Here is a 17,390-nt window from a genome sequence, read left to right as displayed (position 1 = left end):
TTTGGTAGACAAGGAGAGGCGCGTGAGGCGATTGCCGGGGATTTTACTGCTCACTGGAGCCGCATTCGTTGTCATCGCAGCGCTGCTGGTCAGTGGACTGCGCCTTGCGTTACCTCATCTTGATAGCTGGCGTCCGGCCATTCTTGGCAAGATTGAATCCGCCACAGGTCTGCCTGTTTCCGCCAGCCAGCTTTCTGCCAGCTGGCAAAATTTCGGTCCTACGCTTGAAGCGCGCAATATCCATGCGCAGCTGAAAGATGGGGGAGAATTTTCGGTAAAACGCGTCACGCTGGCGCTGGATGTCTGGCAAAGTTTGCTGCACATGCGCTGGCAGTTTCGCGATCTCACCTTCTGGCAACTGCAGTTGCGCACCAATACTCCTATCCAGCGCAGCGAAGGCGGAGATGGGATTGAAACCGGCCATCTCAGCGATCTCTTCCTGCGTCAGTTTGATCATTTCGATCTACGCGACAGCCATATCAGCTTTATAACCCTCTCAGGTCAACGTGCTGAACTGGCGATCCCCCAGCTTACCTGGTTGAATGGTAAAAATCGGCATCGCGCCGAGGGTCAGGTCAGCCTCTCCAGCCTGACCGGACAGCACGGCATTATGCAGGTGCGTATGGATCTGCGTGATGACGAAGGTCTGTTGAATAACGGTCGGGTCTGGCTGCAGGCAGACGACATCGACGTCAAACCATGGCTGGGCAAATGGATGCAGGATAATGTCGCGCTACAAACCGCGCGTTTTAGCCTGGAAGCATGGATGACGATCAGCAAAGGCGTCGTTTCTGGTGGTGATGTCTGGCTGAAAAAAGGCGGGGCAAGTTGGCTGGATGAAAATCGTACGCATACGCTTTCCGTCGATAATCTGACGGCGCACATCAGCCGTGAAGAGCCGGGCTGGCAATTCTCTATTCCCGATACGCGTATCACCATGGATGATAAGCCCTGGCCGAGCGGGGCATTAACGCTGGCCTGGATCCCTGAGCAGGAAGTCGGTGGTGAGAATAACAAACGCAGTGATGAGCTACGCATTCGTGCCAGCAATCTGGATCTGGCCGGGTTAGAAGGGCTGCGTCCGATGGCATCCAGGCTATCGCCTGCGCTGGGGGATATCTGGCGAGCTACGCAGCCGAGCGGCAAAATAGATGTGCTTGCGCTGGATATCCCGTTACAGGCGACAGAAAAAACCCGCTTCCAGTCCTCGTGGACCGATCTGGCCTGGAAACAGTGGAAGCTGCTGCCGGGGGCAGAACATTTCTCCGGTACGCTTGCGGGAAGCGTTGAAAATGGGGCGCTTACCGCCTCCATGAAACAAGCAAAAATGCCGTATGAAACCGTCTTCCGAGCGCCGTTGGAAATAGAGAACGGCGTGGCGACGCTAAGCTGGCTGAAGAATGATAAAGGCTTCCAGTTAGACGGGCGCAACATTGATGTTAAAGCGAAAGCGGTACATGCGCGCGGTGGTTTTCGCTATCTGCAACCGGCTGATGATGAGCCATGGTTGGGCATTCTGGCCGGTATCAGCACCGACGATGGCTCCCAGGCCTGGCGCTATTTCCCGGAAAACCTGATGGGTAAGGATCTGGTTGACTACCTCAGCGGCGCTATTCAGGGCGGCGAAGCGGATAACGCCACGCTGGTGTATGGCGGCAACCCGCATCTGTTCCCGTATCTGCACAATGAAGGGCAGTTTCAGGTCCTGGTGCCGCTTCGCAATGCGAAGTTTGCTTTCCAGCCCGACTGGCCCGCGCTAACCGATCTTAATATCGAACTAAACTTCATTAACGACGGTCTGTGGATGAAGACGGATAGCGTTAATCTGGGTGGTGTGAAGGCCAGTAATCTGACGGCCAACATCCCCGACTATGCAAAAGAAAAACTGCTGATTGATGCCGATATCAACGGGCCGGGCAAGGCGGTCGGACCTTATTTTGATGAGACGCCATTAAAGGATTCTCTCGGCGCCACGCTCGAGCAGTTGCAAATTGACGGCAATGTGAATGCTCGCTTACATCTTGATATTCCGCTAGACGGCTCGCTGGTTACCGCCAAAGGCGACGTCAACCTGCGTAATAACAGTCTGTTTATTAAACCACTCGACAGCACGCTGAAGAATTTGAATGGTAAATTCAGCTTTATCAACGGCGATCTGAAGAGCGAGCCGATGACGGCGAACTGGTTCAATCAGCCGCTGAACGTCGACTTCTCCACTTCCGAAGGGGCGAAAGCCTATCAGGTAGCCGTGAACCTGCAAGGCGACTGGCAGCCAACCCGCATGGGGATTTTACCGGCGCAGGTCAACGATGCGTTAAGTGGCAGCATGGCGTGGAATGGCAAAGTGGGTATCGATCTTCCGTATCATGCCGGGCCGACTTACGACATTGAGCTAAAGGGTGATCTGAAGAATGTAAGTAGTCACTTACCTGCTCCGCTGAATAAAGCGCCCGGTGAAGCGTTGCCGGTGAATGTTAAGGCCAACGGCAATCTGCGCAGCTTTGAACTGACCGGTAATGCTGGCAGTAAGAACCACTTTAACAGCCGCTGGCTGCTGAATCAGAAACTGACGCTTGACCGCGCTATCTGGACGTCGGAAAGCCGTACTGTGCCCGCGTTACCCGATCAGCAAGGCATTGAGCTTAATCTTCCCCCTATGGATGGCGCGCAATGGCTGGCGTTGTTCCAAAAAGGCGCAGCGGATAACGTTGGCACTAATGCCAACTTCCCACAACGCATCACCGTGCGTACGCCATCGTTATCCCTGGGCGGTCAGCAGTGGAATAATTTGAGTATTGTGTCTGAGCCTGCGAGCAATGGCTCCATCGTACAGGCGCAGGGCCGTGAAATTAACGCCACGCTGGCGATGCGCAATAATGCGCCATGGCTGGCCAATATTAAGTATCTTTATTACAACCCCAGCGCGGCGAAAGCGTCACCGGGCAACACATCAGCCTCGCCGTTTTCCGCCGTAGACAACTTCAGCTTCCGCGGCTGGCCGGACCTTCAGCTACGCTGTGCCGAGTGCTGGATGTGGGGACAGAAATATGGGCGCATTGATGCCGATGTAGCAATTAAAGGCGACACGCTAACGTTGAGCAACGGTCTGTTGGATACGGGCTTTGCCAGACTGACCACCGATGGCGTGTGGGTGAATGCGCCGGGCAAAGAGCGAACGTCACTGAAGGGGAAACTGAGCGGTAATAAAATTGACTCTGCGGCCAGTTTCTTTGGCGTATCGACCCCGATTCGTAATTCTTCGTTCAACGTGGAGTATGACCTGCACTGGCGTAACCCGCCATGGGATCCGGACGAAGCTTCGCTGAATGGGATTTTGCGTACCCGGTTGGGCAAAGGTGAGCTTACCGAACTCAGTACCGGGCATGCGGGGCAACTGTTGCGACTGCTGAGCTTTGATGCGTTGCTACGTAAACTGCGTTTTGATTTTAGCGATACCTTCAGTGAAGGTTTCTATTTCGACTCGATTCGCAGCACGGCGTGGATCAAAGATGGTGTGATGCATACCGACGACACGCTGGTGGATGGTCTGGAGGCAGACATTGCGATGAAAGGCTCAGTGAACCTGGTCCGTCGGGAGCTGGATATGGAAGCCATTGTCGCGCCTGAAATTTCTGCCACCGTAGGGGTTGCCGCTGCGTTTGCTGTCAACCCGATTGTCGGCGCGGCGGTATTTGCTGCCAGTAAGGTTCTGGGGCCATTATGGAGCAAAGTTTCGATTTTGCGTTATCGCATCACCGGTCCGGTCGATAAACCGCAGATTAACGAAGTTCTGCGTCAGCCGCGCAAAGAAAGCCAGCAATGATTTGACGGGGGCAAGTAATTGCCCCAATCTCAGTACATAGTATTGCCGGATGGAGCAGCGCTTATCCGGCCTACAGTAGCCTAACAACGTAGGCCGGATAAGGCGTTTTTGCCGCCATCCGGCAGAATTAAATGAGTAACCAAAACGATGAGTCTGAACCTGGTAAGTGAACAATTGCTAGCGGCGAATGGCCTGAAACATCAGGATCTGTTTGCCATTCTGGGCCAACTGGCCGAACGCCGTCTTGACTACGGCGATCTCTATTTTCAGTCGAGCTATCACGAATCCTGGGTTTTAGAAGACCGCATCATTAAAGACGGCTCTTACAATATCGATCAGGGTGTTGGCGTGCGCGCCATCAGCGGCGAAAAAACAGGGTTTGCCTATGCAGACCAGATCAGCCTGCTGGCGCTGGAGCAAAGTGCTCATGCTGCCCGTACTATCGTGCGTGACAGCGGTGACGGCAAAGTAAAAACGCTAGGAGCGGTTGAGCATCAGGCGCTTTACACTTCGGTTGATCCGTTACAGAGCATGAGCCGCGAAGAGAAACTGGATATTCTGCGTCGCGTTGATAGCGTGGCCCGTGCCGCCGACAAACGCGTCCAGGAAGTAACCGCCAGCCTGACCGGTGTTTATGAACTGATTCTGGTAGCAGCGACCGACGGTACGTTGGCCGCTGACGTTCGTCCGCTGGTACGCCTGTCCGTAAGCGTACAGGTCGAAGAGGACGGTAAGCGCGAGCGCGGTGCCAGCGGTGGTGGCGGTCGTTTTGGCTATGACTATTTCCTTGGCGGCCTTGATGGTGAAGTCCGTGCTGACGCTTGGGCGAAAGAAGCCGTACGCATGGCGTTAGTTAATTTGTCCGCGGTAGCAGCGCCTGCTGGTACGCTGCCGGTAGTACTCGGCGCTGGCTGGCCTGGCGTTCTGCTGCATGAAGCGGTCGGTCATGGTCTGGAAGGTGACTTTAACCGCCGTGGTACCTCGGTATTCAGCGGTCACATGGGTGAGCTGGTGGCGTCGGAACTGTGTACCGTTGTGGATGATGGCACAATGGCGGACCGTCGTGGCTCTGTGGCTATTGATGATGAAGGCACACCGGGTCAGTACAACGTGCTGATCGAAAACGGTATTCTGAAAGGCTACATGCAGGACAAACTGAACGCGCGCCTGATGGGCGTCGCGCCAACGGGTAACGGTCGCCGTGAATCTTACGCGCACCTGCCGATGCCACGCATGACCAACACCTACATGCTGCCGGGGAAATCCACGCCGCAGGAAATCATCGAATCCGTTGAATACGGCATTTATGCGCCTAACTTCGGCGGCGGCCAGGTGGATATCACCTCCGGGAAATTCGTGTTCTCGACGTCTGAAGCGTATCTGATTGAAAACGGTAAAGTAACCAAACCGGTGAAAGGCGCGACGCTGATTGGGTCTGGTATCGAAGCGATGCAGCAGATTTCAATGGTAGGTAACGACCTGAAGCTGGATAACGGGGTTGGTGTGTGCGGTAAAGAAGGGCAGAGCCTGCCGGTGGGCGTGGGCCAGCCGACGCTGAAGGTGGATAACCTGACGGTAGGTGGTACTGCATAACATCATGATGTATGCCCGATAAGCACCAGTGCTATCGGGCATCTTTCCGGACGCGGTGTCAACGCCTTATCCGGCCAATACTCTTTTTATTTCTCTTTTCCCCGGCCGTACATCCCCTGAAAAAGCTGCGCTACATCGACAAAATACTCCGTCAGATAGTTAATCACCACCTGGACCTTGAGCGGCAGTTTGTCTTTTTCGGTATACAGCGCATAGACCGGACGCGGATCCGACTGGTAGCGGGGAAGGAGGATCTCCACTTCGCCACGATTGATCTCATTGATCACCCACATCAGCGGAACATAGGCAATGCCCGCACCCGCAGCCAGCCAGCGCACCAATGTCATCGGATCGTTAGTCACAAAACGACCCTCTGGGATCAGGCGGGTGGAAATTCCTTCCGGAGCGATAAGCTCGAATTCATTATCCGGGCGCACGCTGTATTCCAGCCACGAGTGGTTGCTGAGATCGGCGGGTTTCTCCGGGGCACCAAACTGTGCGAGATAGCTTTTAGCCGCGCAGACTACCATAGGCATGGCACCCAGGCGACGCGAGAACAGACTGGAGTCCTGCAACGCACCGACGCGGATGACCACGTCCAGACCATCGGCGATTAAATCCGGTGCCGGGATGCCTGTTACCAGATTTACCGTCAGACCGGGGTATTCCTTCAGCATGGTCGCGGTCAATCCGGCGAGGACATTTTGTGCCATGGTTGAAGAACAACCAATGCGCAGCGTGCCGATGGGCGTGTTGTTAAAGGCATAAAGCTGCTCGTGAACATCCTGCGCTTCGTGCAGCATTCTCCGGCAGCCCTGGTAGTAAATTTTACCGGCTTCGGTCAGCCCAATGCTGCGTGTACTGCGGTTTAGCAGCTTAACCTGTAGCTCATCTTCCAGTTTGGAGACCGTCTGGCTTATCGATGAAACGCTCATTTGTAGCTGTCTTGCGGCGGCGGTGAAGGAGCCCAGTTCGACGACTTTGGCGAACACCGACATACGTTTTAATCGTTCCATTGTTCACTCTGGCTTAAAAGTGATTTAGATCACATAATATAGATAACAGCATAACAGTTACGTTAATATATTATTATTCAAATAACAGCTATGTCGCTCTCGCCTGGCTCATCCTTGCCCTTCTCTGCGGTGACATACGCTAGAAAATCTATCACCTGCACTCTCTTAAGTTACCAAGGTCAACATGAGTCTGTTTCCCGTTATCGTGGTGTTTGGTTTGTCCTTCCCACCGATTTTTTTCGAATTACTTTTGTCACTGGCGATTTTCTGGCTGGTGCGCCGGATGCTGGTTCCAACCGGCATCTATGATTTTGTCTGGCATCCGGCTCTGTTTAACACCGCGCTGTATTGCTGCCTGTTCTATTTAATAACGCGCCTGTTCGTTTGAGGTTGAAGTGAAAACACTAACAAAAAAACTCTCCCGTACGGCCACGACTCTCGTACTGGTCATTCTGGCCTTCATCGCTATTTTTCGCGCATGGGTGTATTACACCGAGTCGCCATGGACACGTGATGCGCGTTTCAGCGCGGAAGTTGTCGCTATTGCGCCGGATGTTGCGGGTCTTATTTCCAACGTTAACGTCCATGATAACCAACTGGTGAAAAAGGATCAGATTCTGTTCACCATCGATCAGCCACGCTACAAGAAAGCCCTTGAGCAGGCCGAAGCTGATGTTTCTTATTATCAGGTTCTGGCCCAGGAAAAACGCCAGGAGGCTGGACGTCGTAACCGCCTTGGCGTGCAGGCCATGTCTCGTGAAGAGATTGACCAGTCAAACAACGTCCTGCAAACCGTATTACACCAGCTTGCGAAAGCACAAGCGACCCGCGACCTGGCAAAATTAGATCTGGAACGTACCGTCATTCGCGCACCAGCAGACGGTTGGGTCACTAACCTGAACGTCTATAGCGGCGAATTTATTACGCGTGGTTCCACAGCGGTGGCACTGGTCAAACAGCATTCTTTCTATGTGCTGGCCTATATGGAAGAAACCAAACTGGAAGGCGTTCGCCCTGGTTATCGCGCTGAGATCACCCCGTTGGGCAGTAATAATGTCTTAAAAGGCACCGTTGATAGCGTGGCGGCGGGGGTAACAAATGCCAGCAGTACGCAGGATGCAAAAGGTATGGCGACCATTGATTCAAATCTGGAATGGGTGCGCCTGGCGCAGCGTGTACCGGTGCGAATCCGCCTTGATGAACAGCAGGGAACTCTGTGGCCTGCCGGGACAACGGCTACCGTTGTCATTACCGGTAAGCAGGACCGTGATGCAAGCCAGGAGTCCTTCTTCCGTAAAATGGCGCACCGCCTGCGCGAGTTTGGTTAATCGTGATGGGTATTTTCTCCATTGCCAACCAGCATATCCGCTTTGCGGTAAAACTGGCGTGCGCGATTGTACTGGCGCTGTTCGTTGGTTTTCACTTCCAACTTGAAACTCCGCGTTGGGCGGTGCTGACTGCAGCTATTGTGGCGGCAGGCCCGGCCTTTGCTGCCGGTGGGGAACCCTATTCAGGGGCTATTCGCTATCGCGGCATGCTGCGTATTGTCGGGACATTTATCGGTTGTATTGCCGGACTGATCATTATCATCAGTATGATCCGCGCTCCGTTATTGATGATCCTGGTGTGCTGTATTTGGGCCGGTTTTTGTACCTGGATCTCGTCACTGGTGAAGATCGAGAACTCCTATGCCTGGGGGCTTTCGGGCTATACGGCGCTGATCATCGTCATTACCATTCAGGCCGAACCGCTGCTGACGCCGCAATTTGCGCTCGAACGTTGCAGTGAAATTGTGATGGGGATTGTCTGTGCCATTGTGGCCGATCTACTTTTCTCTCCCCGTTCGATAAAACAAGAGATTGATGTTGAGCTGGACAGCCTGCTGGTGGCGCAATATCAACTGATGCAGTTGTGCATTAAGCACGGCGACAGCGAGGTTGTGGATAAAGCCTGGGGCGATTTAGTCCGTCGTACGGCAGCGCTGGAAGGTATGCGCAGTAACCTGAATATGGAGTCTTCACGCTGGGGGCGTGCTAACCGCAGGCTTAAAGCATTGAACACGCTGTCGCTCACGCTTATCACGCAGTCCTGTGAAACCTATCTTATTCAGAACACCCGACCGGAACTGATTACTGATACTTTCCGCGAGTTGTTCGATACGTCGGTTGAAACGGCGCAGGATGTCCATAAACAGCTGAAGCGGATGCGTCGGGTTATTGTCTGGACTGGCGAACGTGAAACACCGGTAACGATTTATAGCTGGGCAGGTGCGGCGACGCGCTACCTGCTGCTCAAACGTGGTGTGGTGAGTAATACCAAGATTAGCGCTACGGAAGAAGAGATCCTGCAAGGTGAGCCGGTGGTGAAAGTGGAGTCTGCCGAGCGTCATCATGCGATGGTTAACTTCTGGCGTACCACGCTTTCTTGTGTGCTGGGGACCTTATTCTGGCTATGGACCGGATGGACCTCCGGCAGCGGTGCAATGGTGATGATTGCGGTCGTCACCTCGCTGGCAATGCGTTTGCCAAATCCTCGCATGGTGGCGATAGACTTTATCTATGGGACGTTGGCAGCGTTACCGCTCGGAGCGCTCTATTTCCTGGTGATTATCCCTAATACGCAACAAAGTATGCTGTTACTGTGCCTGAGCCTGGCGGTGCTGGGATTCTTTCTGGGGATTGAGGTACAGAAACGACGCCTGGGATCGATGGGGGCGCTGGCCAGCACCATTAATATCATTGTGCTGGATAACCCGATGACCTTCCACTTTAGCCAGTTCCTTGATAGTGCGCTGGGGCAGATTGTTGGCTGCGTGTTGGCGTTTATCGTCATTCTGCTGGTGCGTGATAACTCTCGTGACAGAACAGGCCGCGTATTGCTCAACCAGTTTGTTTCGGCGGCGGTTTCAGCGATGACCACCAATGTTGTCCGTCGTAAAGAAAATCATCTTCCGGCACTTTATCAGCAGCTGTTTTTGCTGATGAACAAGTTTCCCGGCGATCTGGCGAAGTTTCGCCTGGCGCTGACGATGATCATCGCGCACCAGCGCCTGCGTGATGCACCGGTACCGGTAAACGAGGATCTATCCGCATTCCATCGCCAGCTTCGTCGTACTGCCGATCACGTAATTTCAGCAGGAAATGACGACAAGCGCCGACGCTACTTTAGCCAGTTACTGGAGGAGCTTGAGGTCTACCAGGAGAAATTAATTATCTGGCAAGCACCGCCGCAGGTGACCGAGCCGGTAAAACGACTCAGTGGGATGCTGCACAAATACCAGCATGCGCTGGTCAGTAATTAAGAGTTGTAAACCGACGCTAAAAGCGTCGGTTTTTTTATGGCTATACTTACCTGAAAATGCGAGAGACCCCTGGATATTGGCGGTCTGTAGAGTAGCTGGCGTCGGGATGGTGGCTATAGATGAACATCTATACATTTGATTTTGACGAGATAGAAGATCAGGGCGATTTCTACCGCGAGTTCACGCGCACATTCGGTCTGGCCCGGGAAAAGGTGGTTGATTTGGATTCTCTGTGGGAGGTGGTGATCGGGGAAGTCTTGCCGCTGCCGCTGGAGATTGAATTTGTCCATTTACCGGACAAGCTGCGCAGGCGATACGGCGCGTTGATTTTACTGTTCGATGAAGCGGAAGAAGAGCTGGAAGGGCAGTTGCGTTTTAACGTTCGTCACTCAATGTAAGACATAAAAAAGCCCCCGGCAGGCGGGGGCAAGTCGTCGGACTTAGACGACGAGGGTTTATTTGTAGAGTTCTGCAGTAGCGTGCCAGTGAGCACCTTCACGGAGTTCGGTGACGCGATAGCTGCTGGCGCCTGCTTTTTCAGCTTTAGCGGTGATGGCCTGACGCATGTCCATTGGTGAACTACCGATCTGAGAGACGGAGACGCTACCGATGGATTGCAGATTCTGTGCTTCTTGTGAGTTCACCTGAGTAACCGCGGCGCTTGCACCGAAGGAGAGAACAGAAAGAAGGCTTAAGGTTGCAATAGTAGTTTTGATTTTCATGATATTTACCTCGTCGAATTCTTTTATTGGGGTCTGTGTTTCGTGACCCTCATCACAAAATCAAGTATACACTAATCACCCGATAAATTAATACCACGCTAATTGTTTCATTGGGTTTTGAGTGTTAAGAAAATGATTTTTTATAACTCAATGGAACTAAAAAGAGCATTTCAAACAGCTTATGCAAAATAAATTTAATTAAATCATGTAGATACTTTATTTTGCAAAATGTGCGTTTTTAAGGGTAAGTATTCACCATGTGAATGTATTTTGATGGTTAAACGCACCATTTGTTAAATCAATAGCAGTGGAAAAGAGAAGGAGGGGGATGAAAAGAGAGTGTTTTCCCCCGCCGCGAGGCGACGGGGAGGCGGTATTACAGTTCTTGTTCGAACAGTTCCAGAATGGCTTCGTACAGATCTTTTACCGTAAAACCCTTAGCTGGGGTGGTGAAGATGGTATCGTCACCGGCAATCGTACCCAGGATACCTTCCGCTTTCCCCAATGAGTCCAGCAGACGTGCAATCAACTGAGCAGCGCCAGGGCTGGTATGAATAACCACGACCGCATCGTTATAGTCGATATCCAACACCAGATTTTTCAGCGGGCTGGAGGTCGTGGGTACGCCCAGCTCCGCCGGAAGACAGTACACCATTTCCATTTTCGCATTGCGGGTACGCACGGCACCAAATTTGGTCAGCATGCGTGAAACCTTGGACTGATTGATATTATCAAAGCCCTGATCCTGCAACGCGAGGACGATTTCGCCTTGAGAGCTGAACTTTTCTTCTTTAAGCAGCGCTTTAAACGCCTTTACTAATTCTTCTTGTTTTGCCGAGCTTCGCATAAGTCACCCGTAATATGGCGGTAGAAACAACATTATTGTGCATACAGATGAATTTTTATGCAAACAGTCTGCCTTGTTCAAGGCTGAAATAATGTTATGAAAGAGCGGAATTTTATCAAATTTCGTTATCAAGAAACATGCCTGTGTCACGGCTCGCAAATAAGGTTAAAAGTAAATTAAATGTTATCAAATTGATGTTGTTTTGAGAGGCGGGTAGGGTATATTGTCAGCACCTGTTGGAAAGTTGCTCTACTGTGTGGGTGGTTTTGAATTACGTAACTTAGGTTTTATTTTACGTAAGTTAAATGCATAAAAGCCAAATTTGCGTGACTACGCATTCTTGACGCGTGGTTGTTGTATTCATTGGATTTGTGAATTAAGGTCGCCGCCGCGGAGCAATAGACATTTTGCTTATCAATATAATAAGGAGTTTAGGATGAAAGTTGCAGTCCTCGGCGCTGCTGGTGGTATCGGTCAGGCGCTAGCATTACTGTTAAAAACCCAACTGCCTTCAGGTTCAGAACTCTCCCTGTACGACATCGCTCCAGTAACACCGGGTGTGGCCGTTGATTTGAGCCATATCCCTACTGCTGTGAAAATCAAAGGCTTCAGCGGCGAAGATGCTACCCCTGCACTGGAAGGTGCTGATGTGGTACTGATCTCTGCGGGCGTCGCACGTAAACCGGGTATGGATCGTTCCGACCTGTTCAACGTCAACGCCGGTATCGTGAAGAACCTGGTGCAGCAAGTTGCTAAAACCTGCCCGAAAGCGTGTATCGGTATCATCACCAACCCGGTGAATACTACCGTTGCTATCGCTGCAGAAGTGCTGAAAAAAGCAGGCGTATACGATAAGAACAAACTGTTTGGCGTGACCACGCTGGACATCATCCGCTCCAACACCTTTGTTGCGGAACTGAAAGGCAAACAACCAGGCGACGTTGAAGTTCCGGTTATTGGCGGCCATTCTGGCGTGACCATCCTGCCACTGCTGTCACAAATTCCTGGCGTAAGCTTCACCGAACAAGAAGCAGCTGACCTGACTAAACGTATCCAGAATGCGGGTACTGAAGTTGTGGAAGCCAAAGCCGGTGGCGGTTCTGCAACCCTGTCTATGGGTCAGGCTGCTGCACGTTTCGGCCTGTCCCTGGTTCGCGCATTGAGCGGCGAAAAAGGTGTGGTTGAATGTGCTTACGTTGAAGGCGACGGCCAGTATGCTCGTTTCTTCTCTCAGCCGCTGCTGCTGGGTAAAAACGGCGTAGAAGAGCGTCAGTCTATCGGCAAGCTGAGCGCGTTTGAACAAAGCTCGCTGGAAGGCATGCTGGATACGCTGAAAAAAGATATTACTCTGGGCGAAGAGTTCGTTAAGTAACACGAAGAAAGGCCTGCGTGTATTTGTAGGCCTGATAAGCGTAGCGCCATCAGGCATTACGTACTAACTCTCTACGATACCGCCTAATAAAAACCGGAGCCAACATGCTCCGGTTTTTTTATGGTCAGTAGGCCGCCAGACGTGACGTTAATTGGTGGCTGGGTATTCCTGGATCGTTACCTGCAGCGTCAACTGTTTGTCATCACGCATCACGACAACGGAGATAACTGAACCTGGTCGAATCTCTGCCACCTGGTCCATCGTTTCCAGCGCAGACACCGCCGGTTTGTTATTGACCGAGATAATCAGATCGTTAACCTGAATGCCCGCCTGCGCTGCCGGACCATCCGGGGAAACTTCGTTAACCACAATCCCCTGAATTTGATCCATCCCGCCGCCCTGAGCGTGCAGTGGTGCAATTTCGCGACCGCTGATACCGATGTAGCCACGAATCACGCGCCCGTCACGAATCAGCTTATCCATGATTTTAGTCGCCAACTGAAACGGAATGGCAAAACCGATCCCTTCCGGGGTTTCGCCATCGTTGCTCTTATCAAATGACAGCGTGTTAATCCCCATCAATTCACCCAGTGAGTTGACCAGCGCACCGCCGGAGTTTCCGTGGTTGATGGAAGCATCTGTTTGCAGGAAGTTTTGCCGTCCTGTCGGGTTCAGGCCAATTCGACCGGTGGCGCTGATGATCCCCTGAGTGATGGTTTGCCCAAGGTTGTACGGGTTACCGATGGCGAGTACTACGTCACCAATGTGCGGCACGCGTTTGTTATTAATTGGGATTGTTGGCAGCCCGCCAGTGGCGTTGATTTTCAGCACTGCAAGGTCGGTTAACGTATCAGACCCCACAAGCAGCGCTTCAAATACGCGGCCGTCCTGCAATGCGACGATGATTTGGTCGGCATCGTTAATGACGTGCTTATTGGTAATGATATAGCCGCGCTGATCCATGATAACGCCTGAGCCGAGCGTGCGGATCTCAAGCTGGTTGTGCGCGGTACTGTTCATACTGCGGTTATAAACGTTCACAACGGCAGGCGCTGCGCGGCGAACCGCCGAGTTATAGCTGGCAGGCGTTTCATCTGCACTGTCGAACTGCGGTGCGGTAAGCGTATTAATTTTTCGCAGAGAGGGCATCGCGGCCAGCAGGATGGCGCCGACGATTAAACCAATCGCGACCGAACGTAAAAGCTTCACAAACATGATGGCGGCGTCATTAATAAAGGGAACGGCAGCAGCATATCACGAGTTTGCCGGACATCACACGAGGGGCTGATGTCCGGTTGCATGCGTTAACGCAGGAGCAGGTAAATACTCTCGTTACCGCGCACCACCTGCAGAGCAATGATCGACGGTTTCGCTTCCAGCACTTTTCGCATTTCGGCGATTGAGTTTACGCGATCGCGGTTAACGCCAATGATAACGTCATCTTTATGCAGACCGGCCTGTGCGGCAGGGCTGCTTTTTTCTACGTTATCAATTCTGATGCCTTTGGTGCCGTCTTTTAACTGACCATCGCTGAGCGTGGCCCCTTGCAACGCAGGCGCAATCATCTCTGCGCTGGCGGACGATGATGTGCTGGTATCGAGGGTGACTTCAACCTCCAGCGGTTTACCGTTACGCAGCAGGCCCAGTTTGACCTTGGTCCCAGGTTCAGTTGTCGCAATGCGTGAACGCAGTTCGGCGAAGCTGTTGAGCGGTTTACCGTTGAGGCTGGTAATGACGTCACCTGATTTCACCCCTGCTTTTGCGGAGCCGGAGTTAGGCAGAACCTCACTGACAAACGCGCCACGCTGTACGTCCAGTTTGAACGCTTTGGCGATATCCGAGGTCATTTCGGTGCCTTTGATACCCAACAGACCGCGTTTGATTTCACCAAACTGCATCAGCTGCTGTGCCAGCGTGCGCGCCATGTTGCTCGGGATTGCAAAACCAATCCCGATGCTGCCGCCGCCGGGGGCCAGAATCGCAGTGTTAATACCGATCAGCTCACCGTTCAGGTTGAGCAATGCGCCGCCGGAGTTACCGCGGTTGATAGAGGCGTCAGTCTGAATAAAGTTTTCCAGACCTTCCAGGTTCAACCCACTGCGACCCAAGGCAGATACAATGCCGGAGGTGGCTGTTTGACCCAAACCGAACGGGTTACCCACAGCCACCGCGAAATCACCCACGCGGAGTTTGTCGGAGTCAGCAATGGCAATTTGCGTCAGGTTGCTGGGGTGCTGAATTTGTAGCAGTGCGATATCGCTCTGATCGTCGCTGCCGATAAGCTTAGCGTCGAACTCACGGCCATCATTAAGCTGAACGCTGATTTTTTGCGCCTGATTAATAACGTGGTTATTGGTCAGAACGTAGCCTTTGGCTGCGTCAATAATGACCCCTGAGCCCAGCCCTTCAAAGGGTTGTGACGGTTGATCGGGAAGTTCATCACCAAAAAACTTTTTGAACTCTTCCGGGACTTTCTGCCCCTGAGTGGCGGTACCTTCAACCCTTACGCTCACCACGGCAGGTAACACTTTCTCCAGCATCGGAGCGAGGCTGGGAAGCGCAGCCTGACCGGGAACCTGGCCGGGGATAGACGCTGCGGCCGGGAATGGCGCCGAGAGAGTTAACCCGACACTTAACGCTAATGCACTCAACAGCTGGGTTTGTTTTTTCATGGATCCTGCTCTCGTACCTTGAGTAAACGGAAGATGATTCAAAACAGGTTGATGTTATTGAATTTTCGGTTAGGTCACAATGCGGCTAACGACTAAATAATAGCTGGGACAGGAAGAGAAGCGGAGGGCGCAATTGCTGCGCCCAATAAATTTCTTAACGATGTGCGGTTAGTCGCGCTTTGCGCCGCTACGCAGCAGGCCGGATGCCCCTTCAGAATAGTCACGTGGCATCTGAACCGGCGCCTGATCGTTGCCTGCTTCAGACTCTGCCAGACGGTTACGGAACGGGTTGTTTTCCGGCGACATACCCGGCAGCAGGTTGCTGGAGCTTTTCGCCATGTGCTGGTAAATCTGACGATAATCGTCCGCCATGTTATCCAGCAATTCAGCGCTGCGGGCAAAGTGGCTCACCAGCTCTTCGCGGTACTCTTCCAGCTCAGCTTTATTTTTTTCCAGTTCGTACTGCAATGCCTGCTGTTGGCGTAATTTACGATTACCAAAACGCATGGCTACAGCACCAATAATGATACCGACGACTAACCCAATTAGCGCATATTCCCAGGTCATGAACATCTCCCGTTGTCTTGTGTTTCCGTAGGGTGTTGGCTTTAGGCTCCATGCCTGCGCCTGATTATGCCACTATAACCGCTAATCCCGTAGAAGTGGAATCCCGTGTTTATATCACGTAATGTAGAACGGCCTTTTTTTCGTCAACCGTGAGCGACGGCACATCGATTCTCAAGGAATAACAATAACATCATGCAAAGCTTTTCCCCTACATCGCGTTACCAGCAAGCCCTCAACGACGGCAGTCATCAACCCGACAACGTACAACTCGAAGCCGTGAATCGACTGGAAACCATTTTCCAGGCGCTTACGACGCCAGCACGTCCTGCGCCGCAGGAGAGTGGACTGATGGCGCGTTTTGGTAAGTTGCTGGGCAAGCGTGAGTCACCGATCAACGCGCCGGTGCGTGGTTTATATATGTGGGGCGGAGTTGGGCGCGGAAAAACCTGGCTGATGGATCTGTTCTACCATAGCCTGCCAGGCGAACGTAAACAGCGTTTGCACTTTCACCGTTTTATGCTGCGCGTGCATGAAGAGCTTACTGCCTTACAGGGGCAGAGCGATCCGCTGGAAATCATCGCCGACCGCTTTAAGGCCGAAACCGACGTGCTGTGCTTCGACGAATTTTTTGTTTCTGATATCACCGACGCCATGCTGCTCGGCGGCCTGATGAAAGCGCTGTTTGCCCGCGGTATTACGCTGGTGGCGACCTCTAATATTCCGCCAGATGAGCTATATCGTAACGGTTTGCAACGCACGCGTTTTCTTCCTGCCATTGATGCGATCAAACAGCATTGCGACATCATGAATGTCGATGCCGGCGTCGATTATCGTCTGCGCACCTTAACGCAGGCGCATTTGTGGTTGTCGCCATTGAATGAGGAAACCCGCCAGCAGATGGATAAGCTTTGGCTGGCATTAGCGGGAACCAAAGTTGAACATGCGCCAACGCTGGAGATCAATCATCGTCCGATGCAGACGCTGGCCGTCGAAAACCAAACGCTGGCGGTGTCGTTTACCACGCTCTGCGTTGATGCCCGGAGTCAGCATGACTACATTGCGCTGTCGCGTCTGTTTCACACGGTGCTGTTGTCTGATGTGCCGGTCATGACCCCGCTGATGGAGAGTGAAGCGCGACGCTTTATCGCATTGGTGGATGAGTTCTACGAACGCCACGTCAAGCTGGTGGTCAGTGCGGCATCACCCCTCTATGAAATTTATCAGGGCGAGCGTCTGAAGTTTGAATTTCAGCGTTGTTTGTCGCGTTTGCAGGAGATGCAAAGCGAAGAGTATCTGAAGCGGGAACATTTAGCCGGTTAAACCTGCCGCAAATCACATAAAGGGGTCGATCTTTGACCCTGACTTCTCTATAATCTTGCGACCCCACGTTACGAGAGAGTTTTTTTCCCAAAACTTTCTATGCGCCGGCATAGGCTATTCGAAGGGGTAGGTTTGCTGGACAATGTCGTGTGAACCT

14 protein-coding genes are annotated in these 17,390 nt (G+C 52.5%); 8 read left to right on the top strand and 6 right to left on the bottom strand.

Features of this window, described 5'->3' with window-relative positions:
• The first annotated feature begins 22 nt into the window (after positions 1–22).
• Positions 23–3,823 (top strand): AsmA2 domain-containing protein YhdP, encoded by a 3,801-nt coding sequence (gene yhdP, locus SK38_RS19785; protein WP_048236870.1) that lies wholly within the window; start codon positions 23–25, stop codon positions 3,821–3,823.
• Positions 3,824–3,970: 147 nt separating this feature from the next.
• Positions 3,971–5,416, top strand: coding sequence for a metalloprotease TldD (gene tldD, locus SK38_RS19780; protein WP_048236869.1), 1,446 nt, complete (start codon positions 3,971–3,973; stop codon positions 5,414–5,416).
• Positions 5,417–5,502: 86 nt separating this feature from the next.
• Here the strand turns inward: tldD and aaeR are convergent, their stop codons facing one another.
• Positions 5,503–6,432 (bottom strand): HTH-type transcriptional activator AaeR, encoded by a 930-nt coding sequence (aaeR, locus tag SK38_RS19775; protein ID WP_008785957.1) that lies wholly within the window; start codon positions 6,430–6,432, stop codon positions 5,503–5,505.
• A 184-nt stretch (positions 6,433–6,616) separates the two neighbouring features.
• Between aaeR and aaeX the strand changes: the two genes are divergently transcribed.
• From aaeX to SK38_RS19755, 4 genes are all read left to right on the top strand, one after another.
• Positions 6,617–6,820, top strand: coding sequence for a p-hydroxybenzoic acid efflux pump operon protein AaeX (gene aaeX, locus SK38_RS19770; protein WP_003828816.1), 204 nt, complete (start codon positions 6,617–6,619; stop codon positions 6,818–6,820).
• Positions 6,821–6,827: 7 nt separating this feature from the next.
• Positions 6,828–7,760 carry a p-hydroxybenzoic acid efflux pump subunit AaeA gene (aaeA, locus tag SK38_RS19765; RefSeq protein ID WP_003828814.1) on the top strand — a complete coding sequence of 311 codons (933 nt, stop codon included), beginning with the start codon at positions 6,828–6,830 and terminating at the stop codon, positions 7,758–7,760.
• 5 nt (positions 7,761–7,765) lie between these two features.
• Entirely contained in the window at positions 7,766–9,733 is a 1,968-nt protein-coding gene (gene aaeB, locus SK38_RS19760; protein WP_048236868.1) for a p-hydroxybenzoic acid efflux pump subunit AaeB, read from the top strand.
• 119 nt (positions 9,734–9,852) lie between these two features.
• Complete coding sequence (locus SK38_RS19755) at positions 9,853–10,131, top strand: barstar family protein (protein ID WP_003025168.1); 279 nt, start codon at positions 9,853–9,855, stop codon at positions 10,129–10,131.
• Between the two features lie 57 nt (positions 10,132–10,188).
• Here SK38_RS19755 and yhcN read toward each other — a convergent pair whose 3' ends face one another.
• Positions 10,189–10,455, bottom strand: coding sequence for a peroxide/acid stress response protein YhcN (yhcN, locus tag SK38_RS19750; protein ID WP_048236867.1), 267 nt, complete (start codon positions 10,453–10,455; stop codon positions 10,189–10,191).
• Positions 10,456–10,831: 376 nt separating this feature from the next.
• The gene (gene argR, locus SK38_RS19745; protein WP_003025162.1) at positions 10,832–11,302 is read right to left on the bottom strand and encodes a transcriptional regulator ArgR; all 471 of its coding nucleotides are present in this window, start codon (positions 11,300–11,302) and stop codon (positions 10,832–10,834) included.
• Positions 11,303–11,738: 436 nt separating this feature from the next.
• Here argR and mdh point away from each other — a divergent pair, with 436 nt between their 5' ends.
• Positions 11,739–12,674, top strand: a complete 936-nt coding sequence (gene mdh, locus SK38_RS19740) for a malate dehydrogenase (protein WP_008785953.1) — start codon at positions 11,739–11,741, stop codon at positions 12,672–12,674.
• A gap of 147 nt (positions 12,675–12,821) precedes the next feature.
• On the opposite strand, the gene degS is transcribed toward mdh, so the two are convergent.
• The 3 genes from degS to zapG form a co-directional block, all read right to left on the bottom strand.
• Positions 12,822–13,889: an outer membrane-stress sensor serine endopeptidase DegS gene (gene degS / locus SK38_RS19735; protein ID WP_032945146.1), complete on the bottom strand. Its 1,068-nt coding sequence runs from the start codon at positions 13,887–13,889 to the stop codon at positions 12,822–12,824.
• A gap of 89 nt (positions 13,890–13,978) precedes the next feature.
• Positions 13,979–15,346, bottom strand: coding sequence for a serine endoprotease DegQ (gene degQ / locus SK38_RS19730; protein ID WP_008785951.1), 1,368 nt, complete (start codon positions 15,344–15,346; stop codon positions 13,979–13,981).
• A 168-nt stretch (positions 15,347–15,514) separates the two neighbouring features.
• Positions 15,515–15,913, bottom strand: coding sequence for a Z-ring associated protein ZapG (gene zapG, locus SK38_RS19725; protein WP_003025147.1), 399 nt, complete (start codon positions 15,911–15,913; stop codon positions 15,515–15,517).
• A gap of 192 nt (positions 15,914–16,105) precedes the next feature.
• Between zapG and zapE the strand changes: the two genes are divergently transcribed.
• Positions 16,106–17,233 (top strand): cell division protein ZapE, encoded by a 1,128-nt coding sequence (zapE, locus tag SK38_RS19720; protein WP_048236865.1) that lies wholly within the window; start codon positions 16,106–16,108, stop codon positions 17,231–17,233.
• Positions 17,234–17,390: the final 157 nt, after the last annotated feature.

The sequence above is a fragment of the Citrobacter sp. MGH110 genome, assembly GCF_001037515.1.
In the GTDB taxonomy this organism is placed as follows: domain Bacteria; phylum Pseudomonadota; class Gammaproteobacteria; order Enterobacterales; family Enterobacteriaceae; genus Citrobacter; species Citrobacter portucalensis.
The sequence above is the reverse complement of the archived record's forward strand: the minus strand, read 5'-3'. Positions and strand labels throughout refer to the sequence as shown.

Bases quoted from the DNA above. Each gene is read 5' to 3' on its own strand.
- zapG (WP_003025147.1), bottom strand. From the start codon at position 15,913: ATGACCTGGGAATATGCGCTAATTGGGTTAGTCGTCGGTATCATTATT.
- zapE (WP_048236865.1), top strand. From the start codon at position 16,106: ATGCAAAGCTTTTCCCCTACATCGCGTTACCAGCAAGCCCTCAACGAC.
- degQ (WP_008785951.1), bottom strand. From the start codon at position 15,346: ATGAAAAAACAAACCCAGCTGTTGAGTGCATTAGCGTTAAGTGTCGGG.
- yhcN (WP_048236867.1), bottom strand. From the start codon at position 10,455: ATGAAAATCAAAACTACTATTGCAACCTTAAGCCTTCTTTCTGTTCTC.
- aaeX (WP_003828816.1), top strand. From the start codon at position 6,617: ATGAGTCTGTTTCCCGTTATCGTGGTGTTTGGTTTGTCCTTCCCACCG.
- argR (WP_003025162.1), bottom strand. From the start codon at position 11,302: ATGCGAAGCTCGGCAAAACAAGAAGAATTAGTAAAGGCGTTTAAAGCG.
- SK38_RS19755 (WP_003025168.1), top strand. From the start codon at position 9,853: ATGAACATCTATACATTTGATTTTGACGAGATAGAAGATCAGGGCGAT.
- degS (WP_032945146.1), bottom strand. From the start codon at position 13,889: ATGTTTGTGAAGCTTTTACGTTCGGTCGCGATTGGTTTAATCGTCGGC.
- tldD (WP_048236869.1), top strand. From the start codon at position 3,971: ATGAGTCTGAACCTGGTAAGTGAACAATTGCTAGCGGCGAATGGCCTG.
- mdh (WP_008785953.1), top strand. From the start codon at position 11,739: ATGAAAGTTGCAGTCCTCGGCGCTGCTGGTGGTATCGGTCAGGCGCTA.
- aaeR (WP_008785957.1), bottom strand. From the start codon at position 6,432: ATGGAACGATTAAAACGTATGTCGGTGTTCGCCAAAGTCGTCGAACTG.
- aaeB (WP_048236868.1), top strand. From the start codon at position 7,766: ATGGGTATTTTCTCCATTGCCAACCAGCATATCCGCTTTGCGGTAAAA.